Below are 15,627 nucleotides of genomic sequence, written 5' to 3' on the forward strand. Positions count from 1 at the left end.
AGATGGCGAGATGACGGAGCGCTTCACCACGACCGACGCCGGCATTCCCGCGCCCAGCGACGACCAGTCGCTGACGATCGGTCCCGATGGTCCGATTCTGCTGCAGGACCACTACCTGATCGAGCAGATGGCGCAGTTCAACCGGGAACGCATCCCGGAACGCCAACCGCACGCCAAGGGCGGCGGCGCGTTCGGTCATTTCGAGGTGACCAACGACGTCAGCAAGTTCACCAGGGCCGCGGTGTTCCAGCCGGGCACGAAAACCGAAATGCTGGCCAGGTTTTCGACCGTCGCGGGCGAACGCGGCAGCCCGGACACCTGGCGGGATCCACGCGGATTCGCGCTGAAGTTCTACACGACCGAGGGCAATTTCGACATGGTCGGCAACAACACGCCCGTGTTCTTCATGCGTGACCCGTTGAAGTTCCAGCACTTCATCCGGTCCCAAAAGCGGATGCAGGCAACCAATTTGCGCGACCACAACATGCAGTGGGACTTCTGGAGCCTGTCGCCGGAGTCCGCGCATCAGGTGACCTGGCTGATGGGTGATCGCGGCATCCCCAAGAACTGGCGCCAGATGAACGGCTACAGCAGCCACACCTACAGCTGGATCAACGCCGCCGACGAGATCTTCTGGGTGAAGTATCACTTCATCACCAATCAGGGCGTGGACTTCCTGACGCAAGAGGATGCCGACCAATTGGCGGGCGAGGACGGCGACTACCACCAGCGCGACCTCTACCATGCGATCGAGCGCGGCGATCACCCGAGCTGGACGCTCAAGATGCAGATCATGCCGTTCGAGGAGGCCAAGACCTACCGGTTCAACCCGTTCGACCTGACCAAGGTCTGGCCGCACGGCGACTATCCGTTGATCGATGTGGGCACGATGACGTTGGACCGCAATGTCACCGACTACCACACCGAGATCGAGCAGGCCGCCTTCGAGCCGAACAACACCGTGCCGGGCACCGGGCTGAGCCCGGACAAGATGTTGCTCGCGCGCGGCTTCTCCTACTCCGACGCGCACCGCGCCCGGCTGGGCACCAACTACCGCCAGATCCCGGTCAACACACCGAAGGTCGAGGTCAACAGCTACTCCAAGGACGGCGCGATGCGGATGACGAACGTGTCGGACCCGGTCTACGCGCCCAACTCCTACGGTGGCCCGCAGGCCGACCCGGCGCGGGCGGCCGAGGTGCGGTGGATGGCCGACGGCCAAATGGTCCGCGCCGCATACACATTGCGCCCCGACGACGACTGGGGCCAGGCGGGCACCATGGTCCGCGAGGTTCTCGACGATGCCGCGCGAGATCGATTGGCCCACAACATCATCGGGCACGTCTCCAAGGGCGTCACGGAGCCGGTGCTGTCCAGGGTGTTCGAGTACTGGCGCAACGTCGACCCGGATCTCGGCAAGAAGGTCGAGGAGGGCGTTCGGGGTCAATAGCTCGGCGCCGAACGTCGGGTTGTCGGGCGGATTTGGTCATGTTCGCCCCGACAACTCCACCTTCGCTGTCAGACGGCCACCTGGCATGATCAAGATTCATGATGCGGATCTCCGCTGTGGCGGTAAGCGTCGGACTGGGCTTGGGCGTGGCTGCAGGCGTCCCCGTCGCGGCCGCCCACCCATCCGAACCCGGGGTGGTCTCCTATGCGGTCCTCGGCAAGGGGTCGGTCGGCAACATCGTCGGCGGACCGATGGGGTGGGAGGCGGTATTCACCGCACCGGTGCAAAGTTTCTTCGTCGACCTGGCCGACTGCAACAACTGGGCGGACATCGGGCTACCCGATGTGTACAACGACCCGGACTTGGCGTCCTTCAATGCGGCCACGTCGCAGACGTCGGCCAACGATCAGACACATCTGGTCAAGCAGGCGGTCGGCGTCTTCGCGACGAACGACGCCGCGGACCGGGCCTACCACCGACTGGTGGATCGCACGGTGGGGTGCTCGGGTCAGACCACCGCGATGCACCTGGACAACGGGCAGACGCAGGTCTGGTCGTTTGCTGGGGCGCCGGCGACCGGGACCGACGCGAACTGGACCAAGCAGGAAGCGAGCACCGATCGCCGCTGCTTCGATCAAACCCGGCTGCGTGAAAACGTGTTGCTTCAGGCGAAGGTTTGCCAGTCTGGCAACGCGGGACCCGCGGTCAATGTGCTGGCCGGGGCGATGCAAAACGCGTTGGGGCAATAATTCGGTGAATTTGGGTATTTATAAAAGCCGTGCGGCGTGCAACTGCGGGAACGGGAATATGTCGGAGCGATCTGGAAGATGAAGGGACGGCGGCTATCGTTCGGATAGCTGCCCAAGAAGGCGCTCGGCGCGTGCGGTCGGGCCCGGAGGGATCGTGATATGACGCTCGCCGCTATCACCGCCGCGGCCTCCCAGCTCGATGCCGCCCGCCCGGTCGATTCCGTGTTGACCAGTTCCGAGGAAGCCGCCCAATACATCGCCGATGGTTGTTTGATCGACGGCCCACCGGGACGCGTCGGGCTGGAGATGGAGGCGCACTGCGTCGACCCGGCCGATCCCTGCCGGCGGCCGAGCTGGGACGAAATCACCGGGGTCATCGACCAGCTGCCGCCAATGCCCGGCCGCAGTGTCGTCACCGTCGAACCCGGTGGCGCGGTCGAACTCTCCGGCCGGCCCGAGGACGGCGGCGCCGCCGCCATCGAAGCCATGAGCAATGACCAGGGCGTGCTGCGCAAGGCCTTCGCCGGCGCCGGTCTGGGTTTGGTTTACCTGGGCGCCGACCCCCTGCGCGAGCCGAAGCGGGTGAACCCGGGCGCGCGCTACCGCGCGATGGAAGAGTTCTTCGCCGCCAGCGACTCCGCCGAGGCGGGTGCCGCGATGATGACGTCGACGGCCGCGGTCCAGGTCAACCTGGACGCCGGGCCGCAGGCCGGATGGGCGGACCGGGTCCGGCTCGCGCACGCGCTCGGCCCCACGATGATCGCGATCGCGGCCAACTCCCCGATGCTGGGCGGCGAATTCTCGGGCTGGGTGTCCACCCGGCAGTGGGTGTGGGGCCAGATGGACTCGGCGCGCTGCGGGCCCATCCTGGGTGCCAGCGGCGACGATCCCGGCACCGACTGGGCGCGCTACGCGCTCAAGGCGCCGGTGATGATGGTGCACAACCCGCAGGGCCCGGACCTTCAAGCGCTCACCCACTATGTGTCCTTCGCCGACTGGGCCGATGGCTCGGCGCAGCTCTGCGACCGCAGGCCCACCCTCGCGGATCTCGACTATCACCTGACCACGCTGTTCCCGCCGGTGCGCCCCAGACAATGGCTGGAAATCCGCTACCTGGACAGCGCGCCGGATGCCTACTGGCCCGCGATCGCATTCACCCTGGTTGCCCTGCTCGACGACCCGGTCGCGGCCGAGGCCGCGGCGGCGGCCGTCGAACCGGTGGCCACCGCCTGGGACAACGCCGCCCGGCTCGGCTTGAGCGACCGGCGTTTGCACGAGGCCGCCACTTCCTGTGTGGCGATCGCCGCCGCGAAGGCGCCGCCCGAGCTCACCGGCGCGATGGAGCGGCTGATCGGCAGCGTCGAACGGGGCCGATGTCCGGGCGATGACTTCTCCGACCAGGTAATCGACCAGGGCATCGCGGCCACGGTGTCGCAGTTGGCGCAAGGGGGCCTGTGACTTTCCCCGATGATTCCGACCCGCTGCGCCCGGCTGCGCCGCGCTTGCGATCGTCATGCAGGGAACGGATCGCCGACGATCTGGAGCGGGCGCGCACGCGCACGCTGCGGCTGGTCGATTTCGACGACGCCGAACTGCGTCGTCAGTACGACCCGTTGATGAGCCCGCTGGTGTGGGACCTCGCGCACATCGGTCAACAGGAGGAGCTGTGGCTGCTGCGCGGTGGTGACCCGAATCGCCCGGGGATGCTGGATCCGTCGGTCGAAGGCCTCTACGACGCGTTCGAACACTCCCGTGCCAGTCGCGTCGATCTGCCGCTGCTCTCCCCGGAGCAGGCCCGATCCTATTGCCGCACAGTGCGTTCCGCCGCACTGGATGCCCTTGACGCACTGCCCGACGACGCCGCCGGAGACCGTGGCGCCTTCGTCTATGCGATGGTGGTCAGCCACGAAAACCAGCACGACGAAACCATGCTGCAGGCGCTGAACCTGCGCACCGGCGCCGCGCTGCTGCGCGACCCCGCCAACCTGCCCGCGGGCCGGGCGGGCCTGGCCGGAACGTCGGTGCTGGTGCCCGGCGGGCCGTTCGTGCTCGGTGTCGACGCCACCGGCGAACCGTTCTCGCTGGACAACGAGCGCCCCGCCCACGTCGTCGACCTGCCGCCGTTCCGCATCGGCCGGGTCCCGGTCACCAACGGCGAATGGCAACAGTTCATCGGCGACGGCGGCTACCGCGAGCGGCGCTGGTGGTCCGATCGCGGCTGGGAGCACCGCTGCAGCGCGGGGCTTAGCGCGCCGCAATTCTGGGGCGCCGACGGGCGCACCCGCACCCGCTTCGGCTACATCGAAGACATTCCGGCCGACGAGCCGGTGCAGCATGTCACCTACTTCGAGGCGCAGGCGTACGCGGCCTGGGCCGGTGCGCGGCTGCCCACCGAAATGGAATGGGAAAAGGCCTGCGCCTGGGACCCCGTCACCGAGACCCGGCGCCGCTATCCGTGGGGAGCGCAGGAGCCGTCGGGTGAGTTCGCCAACCTGGGTGGCACCGCACTTCGGCCGGCCCCCGTCGGCGCGTACCCGGCCGGCGCGTCTGCCTACGGCGCCGAGCAGATGCTGGGCGATGTCTGGGAGTGGACCAGTTCGCCGCTGCGGCCGTGGCCCGGTTTCGTCCCGATGATCTACGACCGTTACTCGCAGCCGTTCTTCGACGGCGACTACCGAATCCTGCGCGGCGGGTCGTGGGCCGTCGAATCCGCCATCCTGCGGCCCAGCTTCCGCAACTGGGACCACCCGATCCGTCGTCAGATCTTCTCCGGTGTCCGGCTGGCGTGGGACGTTCCCGACGCGGGGGACTGCGCCTGATGTGCCGTCACCTCGGCTGGCTTGGCGCCGACGTCAGCGTCTCCTCGCTGATACTGGATCCGCCCTTCGGCCTTCGCGTGCAGTCCTATTCCCCGCGACGCCAGAAGCACGGCCTGTTGAACGCCGACGGTTGGGGCGTCGGCTTTTTCGACGACGGCGTCCCCCGGCGCTGGCGCAGCACCGCGCCGCTGTGGGGCGATACGTCGTTGGAATCGGTGGCGCCCGCGCTACGCAGCCGCTGCGTGGTGGCCGCGGTGCGCTCGGCGACCGTGGGCATGCCGCTCGACGTCAGCGCTACCGCGCCCTTCACCGACGGTCAGTGGCTGCTCTCGCATAACGGTGTCGTCGATCGGGGGGTGCTGCCCTTGACGTCGACGGCCGAATCCGTTTGCGATAGTGCGATGTTGGCGGCCACCATCTTCTCGCTGGGGCTCGAAGTCCTGGGTGAGACCATCGCGCAGATCGGGTCGCTTGACCCGAATGCTCGGCTTAATATTTTGGCCGCCAACGGTTCTCGCCTGCTGGCCACCGTTTGGGGCGACACCTTGTCCGTCCTGCGCCGCGACGACGGCGTGGTACTGGCCAGTGAGCCCTACGACGACGACTCCGAATGGGAGGGCGTTCCCGATCGCCACCTCGTCGAAGTGACCGCCAAAGGCGTAACCATGACTCCGCTGGACGAGCCGAAAGGATCTTGATGACACTGACGTTGTCGAACCATCTCGCCGCCGACTCGGCGTACCACGCATTGCGCCGCGATGCATTCGACGGTCTGCAGCGCACGCCGAAGAGCTTGCCGCCCAAATGGTTTTACGATTCAGTGGGTAGCGAGCTCTTCGACCAGATCACCCGGTTGCCGGAGTACTACCCGACACGGGCCGAGGCGGAGATCCTGCGCGCCCGGGCCACGGAAATCGCGGCGGCGAGTCAGGCCGACACCCTGGTCGAATTGGGCAGCGGCACCTCGGAGAAGACCCGTCTGCTGCTCGACGCGCTGCACGGTCGCGGATCGCTGCGCCGTTTCGTACCGTTCGACGTCGACGCGAGCATCCTGTCGACCGCGGCGGCCGCCATCCAAGAGGAATACGCCGGCGTCGAAATCAAGGCTGTCTGTGGCGATTTCGAGGAGCATCTCGGCGAGATCCCCGGCGGCGGCCGGCGCCTGTTCGTGTTCCTCGGTTCGACGATCGGCAACCTCACTCCGGGGCCTCGCGCCGAATTCCTCAAGTCCCTCGCCGACGTGATGCGGCCCGACGACACCCTGCTGCTGGGCACCGACCTGGTCAAGGACACCGGTCGGCTGCTGCGCGCCTACGATGACGCCGCCGGTGTGACGGCCCGGTTCAACCGCAATGTGCTCGCGGTGGTCAACCGGGAACTCGACGCCGATTTCGACGTCGACGCCTTCGAACATGTGGCTCGCTGGAACGCCGACGAGGAACGCATCGAAATGTGGCTGCGGACCGACCGGTCGCAGCGGGTCCGGGTTGGTGCCCTCGACCTGACCGTCGAGTTCGCCGCCGGCGAGGAAATGCTGACCGAGGTGTCGAGCAAGTTCCACCCGGGTGGGGTGAGCGCCGAACTGGCCGGCGCCGGACTGCGCCGCGTTCAGTGGTGGACCGACGCCGCAGGCGATTTCGGATTGTCGTTGGCGGTCAAGTGACCGATGGCGGGTCGCTGGCCGAGCGATGGCGGGAGGCCCGCCCACCCGTAGCGGGTTTGCATTTGGACAGTGCGGCCTGTTCGCGCCAGAGCTTCGCGGCCATCGACGCTGCCGCGCAGTATGCCCGCCACGAGGCCGAGGTCGGCGGGTATGTGGCGGCACTGGCCGCGGCGCCCACGCTCGATGCCGGCCGTGCGGCGTTCGCCGCGCTGACCGGGATGACCGATGCCGACGTGGTGTACACGACGGGATCGCTGCACGCGCTGGATCTGCTGCTCGGCAGCTGGCCCGCCGAGCGCCGGACACTGGCCTGCCTGCCGGGCGAATACGGCCCCAACCTCACCGTGATGGCCGCCCACGGATTCGACCGCCAGCTGCTGCCGGCCCTCGAGGACGGCCGGCTGGCGCTCGACGACGCGGCATTCGCCCTGCGGGCCGACCCGCCCGATTTCGTCCACCTGACCCCGGTTGCCAGCCATAGCGGTGTCGTGCAACCGATTTCGATGATCGCGAAGCTGTGCCGCGAGCTGGGTCTGCCCCTGGTAGTCGACGCCGCGCAAGCGCTGGGCCAGGTTGACTGCGCGGTCGGGGCCGACGTCATCTACTCCTCATCGCGCAAGTGGATCGCCGGCCCGCGCGGTGTCGGCTTCCTGGCGATTCGACCCCACCTGACCCAGCGGCTCCATCCCCGGCTGGCCGCACCGGAGTGGTCCGGGTCATTCTCGGTGGCCCAGCAGCTCGAATTCGGCGAAGCCAATATTGCTGCGCGAGTGGGATTTTCGGTGGCACTCGGCGAGTATCTGGCGTTCGGGCCCGAGGCGATGCGCGCGCGACTGGCCGAGCTCGGCAGCATCAGCCGGACGGCATTGGCCGATGTGCCGGGGTGGGCGGTGCTCGAAGAGGCCGAAGAGCCAAGCGCCATCACCACTTTGGCGCCGGTCGACGGTGCCGACCCGCAGGCGGTGCGGGAATGGCTGCTCGCCGAACGGCGGATCCTGACCACCTACGCCGGGGTGCAGCGCGCGCCGCTGGAGATGACCGCGCCGCGGCTGCGGATCTCGCCGCACGCCGACACCACCGCCGAGGACCTACAGACCTTTGCCGAAGCCCTGATCGCCGCCACCGCGGCGACCGCGGCGTAACCGGCATGGCCGCCCTGACCTGGCTCGGCGTACCCGGTGACGAACGTGCCTGGACCGCACTGGGATTCGTGGTGGAAGACCGCACCGTCCGCATCGGGCGGGTGAGCTGCGCACTGACCGGCGAGCACGGCTGGGGATTCGACGAGATCCACACGGAGCCCGATGTTCTCGGGGTACCGACCACCGTCCACCCGCCGGTCACCGCCGCCGTACACCCCTGCGGTGTCACACATGTCGACCACGTGGTCTACGTGGTGCGCGAATTGGACGCTGCCGTCGCCGCTCTCACCGCGGTGCTGGGCGCCCCGCCGCGCCGGCGCTTTCATCCGCGCGGTCCGGGCGGACCCGAGATGGCGTTCTACCGCGCCGGGGAAGGCTTCATCGAGGTGGTCGCCGCCGGCGCCGAGCCGGCGTTGATCGGGCTGGCGTTGTGGTCGCCCGACCTGGACTCGACCGTTGCATCGATCCGTGCCGCGGGCGGTCCGATCGGCGATCCCAAACCCGCCGTGCAGGGCGGGCGCATCGCGAGCGTCTGGCAGGGCCACCTGAACTGGGGCCTGGCCATCATGGGGCCGTAACTCAGCCGGCCTTGTGCGCCGTCAAAAGGTAAGCGGGCATCTTCATCCGGCCCTTTTCGTCGCGGCCGTGCTGCGGGAAATCGAACGGGGCGTCGGACATCTCCACGATGTTCGCGTGGATGTAGGCGGGCCGAATCTCGTCGATCTCCCAGTATTTGCTCACCGCGGCGCGCAATTCGTCCTCGTCCACCTCGTTGGGCTTTGGCTCCATCTCGGCGGGGAAAGCACCCTTGGCGAACACCAGCACGAAGTAGTTGGCGCCCGGCGCCGCCGCGCGATGCACCGAACGCAGATAGTCGTCGCGTCCCTCGACCGGCAGCGAATGAAACAGCGTGCTGTCGACCACGGTGGCGAACCGGCCGTCGTGGCCGGAGAACGTAGTGATGTCGGCCTCCTCGAAGGTAGCGGTAGTCAAGCCACGTTCCTGCGCCGCCTTGGTCGCCGCCGCGATGGCGGTGGGCGTGAGATCGGCGCCGTGCACCGTGTAGCCCTGCGCGGCCAGTGCCAGCGACAGTTCGGCGAACCCGCACCCGGCGTCCAGCACGTCGCTGCGGAATTTCCCGGCCGCTACCAATGCGGCCAATTCCGGCTGTGGCTCACCGATATTCCACGGCGGCGGCCCTTCGAACTCGCCCTCCCCGCGGTAGGCGCTGTCCCAGTCAATTACCTCATTGGGTGTCATGGTTCCAACGTACCCGCGGCTAGCAGGGCCAGGTGTGGACCGGCTCGTTGGCGTGCATATGGTCGCAATACCGGCGCAGCATTTCGGCCAGCGCCGCGCGCCGCGTCAGGCCGGAGTCCTGCAGCGCGTGCACCGTTGCCACCTGCCAGGTGGCGCCGTTGCGGCCGGCCTTGGCGCGGCCCTCGATGACGCCGAGGAAACGATCGCGCACGTCGGAGTCCATACCCCAGCGGCGCAATCCTTCATGGGCGATCGGCAGCAGTGTGTCGAGCACCAGCTTTGTCGCGGTCACCTCACCCAGCTCGGGCCAGTGCAGCACGGTGTCGATGCCGTGGCGGGCGGATTCGAGGAAATTATGATGCGCCGCAGCGAAACTCATCTTCGTCCACAGCGGATTCTCTTCGTCGGACAGCGTGCGCAGCGTGCCGTAGTAGAACGCGGAGTTGGCCAGCATGTCGATGACGGTAGGGCCGGCCGGCAACACCCGATTCTCCAGCCGCAGGTGCGGGCGCCCGTCGACGACGTCGTACACCGGCCGGTTCCAGCGGTACACCGTGCCGTTGTGCAGGCGCAGTTCGGGGAGCGCCGGGATGCGTCCGGCGGTCAGCTCGGCGACCGGATCCTCGTCGGACAACTCGTTCAGCAGCGACGGAAAGTAGCGGATGTTCTCTTTGAACAGATCCAGGATCGACGTGATCCAGCGTTCGCCGAACCACACCCGGGGCCGCACCCCTTGGGTTTTGAGCTCCTCGGGCCGGGTGTCGGTGGACTGCGAGAACACCTCGATGCGGGTCTCCGACCACAGCTGATGGCCGAAGAAGTAGGGCGAGTTGGCGCCCAGCGCCAGCTGCGGGCCGGCCATCACCTGCACCGCATTCCAGTTGGGGGCGAAGTCGGCCGGGGCTACCTGTAAATGCAATTGCATGCTGGTACAAGCGGATTCGGGCGCGATCGTCACCGACTCCCAGCTCAGCGGTTCGGGGCCGGAGATATTGATCGGGATGTCCTCGCCGCGCGCGTTGAAGATGGACTCGTTGAGCGCGGCATACCGGGACGATTCGCTCATCCAGCCGTCGCGTGACAGATGCTCGGGCATCAGCGTGGGCAGGATGCCGATCATCACGATCCGGGTGCCGTCCGAGCCGGCTTTGGCCTGCGCGTCGTTGAGGCTGTTTCGTACCTCTGCCTCCAGGTCCAGGCCGGTATGTCCGGACAACGCCCGGGGAGGCACGTTGAATTCGATGTTGTAGGCGCCTAATTCCTTCTGGTACGCCGGATCTGCGATGGCATCGAGCACGTGCCGGTTCGCCATGGCGGGCTGATAGTCGTCATCGACCAGATTGCATTCGATCTCCATGCCGGTCAGCGGCCGATCGGAGTCGAAGCGTGACTGGGCGAGCATCGTCTCGAAGACGTCGAGACATAGTTGCACTTTGCGCCGGTACTCCCGCCGGTGTGCACGGTCATACGTGGTGCGCTTGACCTCTTCGCCCACATCGCCGATGCAACAGGGTTGCCGCCGGTAACGCAAGGGCGACGCGACGGATTGCGGCGCCGGGTGCCCGCCCGGTCGCGGCGCAGCGGCTGGGTTAGCTGCAGATCTGGTGGGTCGGTGCACCATCATGGACGATGGCAGGAACGTGTCGCAGTTCACGACGAAGGAGACAGGTGGCCGAGTTCGTCGCAGCTATCGATCAGGGCACCACCAGCACCCGCTGCATGATTTTCGATCACGACGGCGCCGAGGTCGCACGTCACCAGCTTGAACACGAGCAGATCCTGCCCCAGGCCGGTTGGGTCGAACACAATCCGATCGAAATTTGGGAACGCACCTCCGCGGTGCTGCTGTCGGTATTGAATACTTCCAAATTCTCGACGAAAGACATTGCCGCGCTGGGAATTACAAACCAGCGCGAGACGACGCTGGTGTGGAATCGGCACACCGGCCGGCCGTATTACAACGCGATCGTCTGGCAGGACACCCGCACCGACCGGATCGCGTCGGCGCTGGACCGCGACGGACGTGGCGACGTGATCCGGCGCAAGGCCGGCCTGCCGCCGGCGACCTATTTTTCCGGCGGGAAACTGCAATGGATCCTGGAGAACGTCGACGGGGTACGCGCGGCCGCCGAAAACGGTGATGCCCTGTTCGGCACGCCGGACACCTGGGTGTTGTGGAACCTGACCGGCGGTCCGCGCGGCGGAGTGCACGTCACCGACGTGACCAATGCCAGCCGAACCATGCTGATGGATCTGGAAACGCTGGACTGGGATGACGAGCTGTTGTCGTTCTTTTCGATTCCGCGCGCGATGCTGCCGGCGATCGCGTCGTCGTCGCCGACGCAGCCCTACGGCGTCACCTCCAACGACGGACCCTTCGGCGACGAGGTGCCGATCACCGGAGTCCTGGGTGACCAGCACGCCGCGATGGTCGGACAGGTCTGCCTCAATGCGGGCGAGGCGAAAAACACCTACGGCACCGGCAATTTCCTGCTGCTCAATACCGGTGAGACCATCGTGCGGTCCGACAACGGTCTGCTGACCACCGTCTGTTATCAGTTCGGGGACGCCAAACCCGTCTACGCGCTGGAGGGCTCGATCGCGGTCACCGGTTCGGCGGTGCAGTGGCTGCGTGATCAGCTGGGCATCATCAGCGGTGCCGCGCAAAGCGAATGGCTGGCCCGCGAGGTTCCCGACAACGGCGGCGTGTATTTCGTCCCCGCGTTTTCCGGGTTGTTCGCCCCATACTGGCGGTCCGATGCGCGCGGCGCGATCGTCGGGCTGTCGCGATACAACACCAACGCGCATCTGGCCCGCGCGACGCTGGAGGCGATCTGCTACCAGAGCCGCGATGTGATGGATGCCATGGAAGCGGATTCCGGCGTGCGGCTTGAGGTGCTGAAGGTCGACGGGGGTATCACCCAAAACGAACTGTGCATGCAGATCCAGGCCGACGTGCTGGGCGTGGACGTGGTGCGGCCGGTGGTCGCCGAGACCACCGCGCTGGGTGCCGCCTACGCCGCCGGTCTGGCGGTGGGGTTCTGGGCCGATCCGTCCGACCTGCGGGCCAACTGGCAAGAAGACAAACGGTGGACGCCGAAATGGGACGCCGCCCTGCGCGCCGAGGGATATGCCGGGTGGCGTAAGGCGGTGCAGCGCACGCTGGATTGGGTCGACGTGTCATAGCGAAATGCCCGCCGGCGCAGGGCCGACGGGCATTTCTCGGTAGATCGGTCAGTCCTCGCCGAGGATGCCGTAGACCTCGCGGCGCGCATTGTTCAGAATCTCGATGATGCGCTGCTGCTGGTCGGCGCTGGCGGCGTGCGCGGATTGCGCGACCGCCCCGAACAGCTGGCCGATGGCCGACCGCAGGTTCATCTGACCGGGGTCGGCGCCTTCGGTGATCTCGTCCCACGGCGGGGTCTCGACCTTCTCGGCCGCCACGCGCCCTTCCTCGGTCAGTTCGAAAAGCTTCTTGCTGCCATCGGATTGGCTCGCGGTGATCAGCCCTTCGTCGGTGAGCAGCTGCAGCGTCGGGTAGACCGAACCGGGGCTCGGCTTCCACAGCCCGTTGCTGCGCTCGGCGATCTGCTGGATCATCTCGTAGCCGTGCATCGGCTGCTCGGCGAGCAGCGTAAGGATGGCCGCCCGCACGTCACCGCGGCGTCCGCGGCTTGCGTGGCCGCGACGGCGTCCGCCGCGCCGGCCGCCGGGGCCGAAACCGAAGCCCGGGCCGAAGCCGGGTCCAAAACCGGGCCCGAAGCCTGGGCCGAAACCGGGACCGAAGCCCTGTTCGCCGCCGTGCTCACGGAGCTGTTCGCGGAATTCGCGCCGTGCCTGGCGCCGGGCGTCGTGCATGGCCCGCCGTTGCGCGGGGCCGAAGCCGAATCCGAGACCCGGGTGACCGGCGAGCGGCCCCTCCGGGGGAGTGAATTGGTTGCTCATTGTTGTAGTCCTCATGTTTTCGGGGTTGCGCACCGTCCGTGCGCTTCGGTATATCACGATATATCGGAAGCGATCGCGATGCAACTATGAATATCGGCTGGCGGCGGTCAATTCCGCGTTCGCGCGGCCCTGAGCTGCGGGAACGGTAGGCGCCCAGGACTCGTTTGTCCCGGGCGGGCGACGGGTACGGACTCCGTGATGAACGCAAAGAACTCCAACATGACGTTCGACAGCGACACGCACGGCACCGGGTCGGCGCGGCGCGACCGCGGTCAGGATCGGCCCGCGCGGCCGTGGGTGAACTGGGGTTTGGCGCTGTCGACGGTGCCGGCCGCGGCGATCGTCATGCTCTTCGCGCTCGGCGCGGTGATGAGTACCGACGGGTGTACCGATCGCACGTGCTCCGATGGCGGCGGGGGCGCGATCGACTTCGGCGTCGCCTTTTACGGGGCGCCGCTGGTGGCGTTCGTCGTCATCCTCGTCACATTTTTCACGGCCAAGCGCCGCGGCGGCATCGCGGTGCCGTTGTTCGGCTGGGCGCTGCTTGTCGCCGACGTCGCCGCAATGGCCGCCAGCGTCGCGCGGTAGCCGGTCCTAGCCTGGCGGCGAGAAGCCGCCGGTTTGCTGTCCCTGCGGCGGTGTCGCCTCCGGGGCTGCCTGCCGCGGCCAGGCGACCGGTTGTTGCGGCGTGGCCACCGGCGGTGGGGCGGGCCACGCCGGCGGCGCGTAGTACTGCGGCGGTCCGGCCGCCCAGGGGCCGGGCGGTGGGCCCGGCGGCATGGCGGGGCGCAGCCGCGCCAGCTCGCGGCGGTGGCGTTCGGCCAGCACGGCGGCCAGTACCAGCTCGGGCGGGGCGCCGGGCGGGGGCGGCGGCGCGATCCTGGACACCACGTCACCGGTGATTCGGTATGCCATCTGCGCGCGCAGCTGGGGCTCGAGTTGGTGTGCCCGCGAAAGGAATTGGCGTGCGACCTCGGCCTGGCCGGCATCGAGGTTCGACAATTGCAGCGACGAAGCCCACCACGCCAGCGATGGCGGCATCATCGGCGGCGGCCCCAATCGCGGCCCGCGTTCACTGACGACGACGGTGCCCGCGAAGATGTCGCCGACGCGTTTGGCCTTTGCCGAGAAGATGCTGCAGATGACGGCCGGGCTGCCCGCGAGCATCCAGATCTCCACCACCGATGCCAACGCGCGAAAAAGGGCCTGCCGGAAGCGTTCTGGGCCGCCGTCGTCGGACACCACGCGCAGGCCCATGATGATCTTGCCGACCGACCGGCCCCGGGTGGCCGTCTCGAACGCCATCGGATAGCCGACCATCACCAGCACCGTGAAGATGATCAGGATGGCACCGCTGAGCGCTCCGTCGAATTGGGTCAGTGTGGCCGCCCACAGCATCAGCCCGACGATGTACAAGAGGAAGATCACCGTGATGTCGATCAGCGCGCTCAGGGCTCGCACCGGCAGCTGGGCGATTTGCACGTCCAGCACCACGGCGTCCCCGGTCACCACCTCCGACATAACAACGAACGGTACAGGTTCGCCGGGTGTGGCCGGCTGCGGTCGGTGACCCCGAAATAGCTATTAGACTGCCCAAGGTGGACGTCGACGCATTCGTGCTGACCCATCGCCCGACCTGGGACCGGCTTGACCAGTTGATCAAGAGGCGCAGGTCGCTGACGGGTGCCGAAGTCGACGAACTGGTCGAGCTGTACCAGCGGGTGTCCACCCATCTGTCGATGCTGCGGTCGGCGTCGTCGGATTCGCTGATGATCGGTCGGCTGTCGAGCCTGATCGCGCGGGCGCGCTCGGCCGTCACCGGTGCCCATGCGCCGCTGAGCAGCACCTTCATCAGGTTCTGGACGGTGTCCTTCCCGGTGACCGCCTACCGAGCCGGGCGGTGGTGGTTGGGCACCGCGGCGGCCTTCCTCGGTGTCGCGGTGATCATCGCGTTCTGGGTGGCCGGCAACCCCGACGTACAGGCCGCGATCGGAACACCCAGCGACATCGACCAATTGGTCAACCACGACATCGCCGACTACTACAGCGAACACCCCGCGCTGGCGTTCGCCCTGCAGGTCTGGGTGAACAACTCCTGGGTCTCTGCCCAGTGCATCGCGTTTTCGGTGCTGCTCGGATTGCCGATTCCGATCGTGCTGTTCGAAAACGCGGCCAACCTGGGTTTGATCGCGGGCCTGATGTTCCAGGCCGGCAAGGGCGACATCCTGCTGGGTTTGCTGCTTCCGCACGGTCTGCTCGAGCTGACCGCGGTGTTCCTGTCCGGGGCGGCGGGGATGCGGCTGGGCTGGTCGGTGATATCGCCCGGAGACCGGCCCCGCGGCCAGGCGCTCGCCGAACAGGGCCGCGCCGTCGTGTCGGTGGCGGTGGGACTCGTCGCCGTGCTGCTGGTGTCCGGGCTGATCGAAGCAATGGTGACGCCATCGCATTTGCCGACGTTTGTCCGCATCGGTATCGGGATCGCCGCCGAGGCGGCGTTCCTGGCGTACGTCATCTATTTCGGGCGTCGAGCGGTGAAGGCCGGGGAGACCGGCGACATCGACGATGCGCCCGACGTGATTCCCACCCGCTGACCCGGGAT

Annotated in this window: 15 protein-coding genes; 11 read left to right on the plus strand and 4 right to left on the minus strand. The window is 67.5% G+C overall.

Annotated elements, in window-relative coordinates; translation table 11 throughout:
* Positions 1-10: 10 nt before the first annotated feature.
* The 8 genes from G6N55_RS19305 to G6N55_RS19340 all read left to right on the plus strand — a co-directional run bounded on the left by G6N55_RS19305 (position 11) and on the right by G6N55_RS19340 (position 8,401).
* Entirely contained in the window at positions 11-1,450 is a 1,440-nt protein-coding gene (locus G6N55_RS19305) for a catalase (protein ID WP_085224975.1), read from the plus strand.
* Positions 1,451-1,551: 101 nt separating this feature from the next.
* Positions 1,552-2,199 carry a sensor domain-containing protein gene (locus tag G6N55_RS19310; RefSeq protein ID WP_085225029.1) on the plus strand — a complete coding sequence of 216 codons (648 nt, stop codon included), beginning with the start codon at positions 1,552-1,554 and terminating at the stop codon, positions 2,197-2,199.
* A gap of 159 nt (positions 2,200-2,358) precedes the next feature.
* Positions 2,359-3,657 (plus strand): ergothioneine biosynthesis glutamate--cysteine ligase EgtA, encoded by a 1,299-nt coding sequence (gene egtA / locus G6N55_RS19315; protein ID WP_085224977.1) that lies wholly within the window; start codon positions 2,359-2,361, stop codon positions 3,655-3,657.
* 68 nt (positions 3,658-3,725) lie between these two features.
* On the plus strand, positions 3,726-5,018 hold the full coding sequence (gene egtB, locus G6N55_RS19320; RefSeq protein ID WP_372517621.1) for an ergothioneine biosynthesis protein EgtB: 1,293 nt from the start codon (positions 3,726-3,728) through the stop codon (positions 5,016-5,018).
* Entirely contained in the window at positions 5,018-5,716 is a 699-nt protein-coding gene (gene egtC, locus G6N55_RS19325) for an ergothioneine biosynthesis protein EgtC (RefSeq protein ID WP_085224979.1), read from the plus strand. Before egtB ends, egtC begins: the two co-directional genes overlap by 1 nt.
* Entirely contained in the window at positions 5,716-6,681 is a 966-nt protein-coding gene (gene egtD / locus G6N55_RS19330) for an L-histidine N(alpha)-methyltransferase (protein ID WP_085224981.1), read from the plus strand. The genes egtC and egtD overlap by 1 nt, the downstream gene beginning before the upstream one ends.
* Positions 6,678-7,823 carry an ergothioneine biosynthesis PLP-dependent enzyme EgtE gene (gene egtE, locus G6N55_RS19335; RefSeq protein WP_085224983.1) on the plus strand — a complete coding sequence of 382 codons (1,146 nt, stop codon included), beginning with the start codon at positions 6,678-6,680 and terminating at the stop codon, positions 7,821-7,823. Before egtD ends, egtE begins: the two co-directional genes overlap by 4 nt.
* 5 nt (positions 7,824-7,828) lie before the next feature.
* Positions 7,829-8,401 carry a VOC family protein gene (locus G6N55_RS19340; protein WP_085224985.1) on the plus strand — a complete coding sequence of 191 codons (573 nt, stop codon included), beginning with the start codon at positions 7,829-7,831 and terminating at the stop codon, positions 8,399-8,401.
* Position 8,402: 1 nt separating this feature from the next.
* Here G6N55_RS19340 and G6N55_RS19345 read toward each other — a convergent pair whose 3' ends face one another.
* A complete protein-coding gene (locus G6N55_RS19345; protein WP_085224987.1) occupies positions 8,403-9,083 on the minus strand; it encodes a class I SAM-dependent methyltransferase in 681 nt (226 codons plus the stop codon).
* 19 nt (positions 9,084-9,102) lie between these two features.
* Positions 9,103-10,578 carry a glutamate--cysteine ligase gene (locus G6N55_RS19350; protein WP_085224988.1) on the minus strand — a complete coding sequence of 492 codons (1,476 nt, stop codon included), beginning with the start codon at positions 10,576-10,578 and terminating at the stop codon, positions 9,103-9,105.
* A gap of 134 nt (positions 10,579-10,712) precedes the next feature.
* Here G6N55_RS19350 and glpK point away from each other — a divergent pair, with 134 nt between their 5' ends.
* On the plus strand, positions 10,713-12,269 hold the full coding sequence (glpK, locus tag G6N55_RS19355) for a glycerol kinase GlpK (RefSeq protein ID WP_085224990.1): 1,557 nt from the start codon (positions 10,713-10,715) through the stop codon (positions 12,267-12,269).
* A 48-nt stretch (positions 12,270-12,317) separates the two neighbouring features.
* Here glpK and G6N55_RS19360 read toward each other — a convergent pair whose 3' ends face one another.
* Complete coding sequence (locus tag G6N55_RS19360) at positions 12,318-13,028, minus strand: PadR family transcriptional regulator (RefSeq protein ID WP_085224992.1); 711 nt, start codon at positions 13,026-13,028, stop codon at positions 12,318-12,320.
* 198 nt (positions 13,029-13,226) lie between these two features.
* Here G6N55_RS19360 and G6N55_RS19365 point away from each other — a divergent pair, with 198 nt between their 5' ends.
* Positions 13,227-13,616 (plus strand): hypothetical protein, encoded by a 390-nt coding sequence (locus G6N55_RS19365; RefSeq protein WP_085224994.1) that lies wholly within the window; start codon positions 13,227-13,229, stop codon positions 13,614-13,616.
* 6 nt (positions 13,617-13,622) lie between these two features.
* Here G6N55_RS19365 and G6N55_RS19370 read toward each other — a convergent pair whose 3' ends face one another.
* Positions 13,623-14,549 (minus strand): RDD family protein, encoded by a 927-nt coding sequence (locus tag G6N55_RS19370; protein WP_085224995.1) that lies wholly within the window; start codon positions 14,547-14,549, stop codon positions 13,623-13,625.
* 77 nt (positions 14,550-14,626) lie between these two features.
* Between G6N55_RS19370 and G6N55_RS19375 the strand changes: the two genes are divergently transcribed.
* Positions 14,627-15,619 carry a stage II sporulation protein M gene (locus G6N55_RS19375; RefSeq protein WP_085224997.1) on the plus strand — a complete coding sequence of 331 codons (993 nt, stop codon included), beginning with the start codon at positions 14,627-14,629 and terminating at the stop codon, positions 15,617-15,619.
* Positions 15,620-15,627: the final 8 nt, after the last annotated feature.

It is taken from the genome of Mycobacterium florentinum (assembly GCF_010730355.1).
Taxonomy (GTDB): domain Bacteria; phylum Actinomycetota; class Actinomycetes; order Mycobacteriales; family Mycobacteriaceae; genus Mycobacterium; species Mycobacterium florentinum.

What these genes read in the sequence shown, in the direction of transcription:
- G6N55_RS19365 (WP_085224994.1), top strand. Translation starts at nt 13,227, where the DNA reads ATGAACGCAAAGAACTCCAACATGACGTTCGACAGCGACACGCACGGC.
- G6N55_RS19305 (WP_085224975.1), top strand. Translation starts at nt 11, where the DNA reads ATGACGGAGCGCTTCACCACGACCGACGCCGGCATTCCCGCGCCCAGC.
- G6N55_RS19360 (WP_085224992.1), bottom strand. Translation starts at nt 13,028, where the DNA reads ATGAGCAACCAATTCACTCCCCCGGAGGGGCCGCTCGCCGGTCACCCG.
- G6N55_RS19340 (WP_085224985.1), top strand. Translation starts at nt 7,829, where the DNA reads ATGGCCGCCCTGACCTGGCTCGGCGTACCCGGTGACGAACGTGCCTGG.
- egtD (WP_085224981.1), top strand. Translation starts at nt 5,716, where the DNA reads ATGACACTGACGTTGTCGAACCATCTCGCCGCCGACTCGGCGTACCAC.
- G6N55_RS19310 (WP_085225029.1), top strand. Translation starts at nt 1,552, where the DNA reads ATGCGGATCTCCGCTGTGGCGGTAAGCGTCGGACTGGGCTTGGGCGTG.
- G6N55_RS19345 (WP_085224987.1), bottom strand. Translation starts at nt 9,083, where the DNA reads ATGACACCCAATGAGGTAATTGACTGGGACAGCGCCTACCGCGGGGAG.
- egtA (WP_085224977.1), top strand. Translation starts at nt 2,359, where the DNA reads ATGACGCTCGCCGCTATCACCGCCGCGGCCTCCCAGCTCGATGCCGCC.
- egtC (WP_085224979.1), top strand. Translation starts at nt 5,018, where the DNA reads ATGTGCCGTCACCTCGGCTGGCTTGGCGCCGACGTCAGCGTCTCCTCG.
- glpK (WP_085224990.1), top strand. Translation starts at nt 10,713, where the DNA reads ATGGCAGGAACGTGTCGCAGTTCACGACGAAGGAGACAGGTGGCCGAG.
- G6N55_RS19370 (WP_085224995.1), bottom strand. Translation starts at nt 14,549, where the DNA reads ATGTCGGAGGTGGTGACCGGGGACGCCGTGGTGCTGGACGTGCAAATC.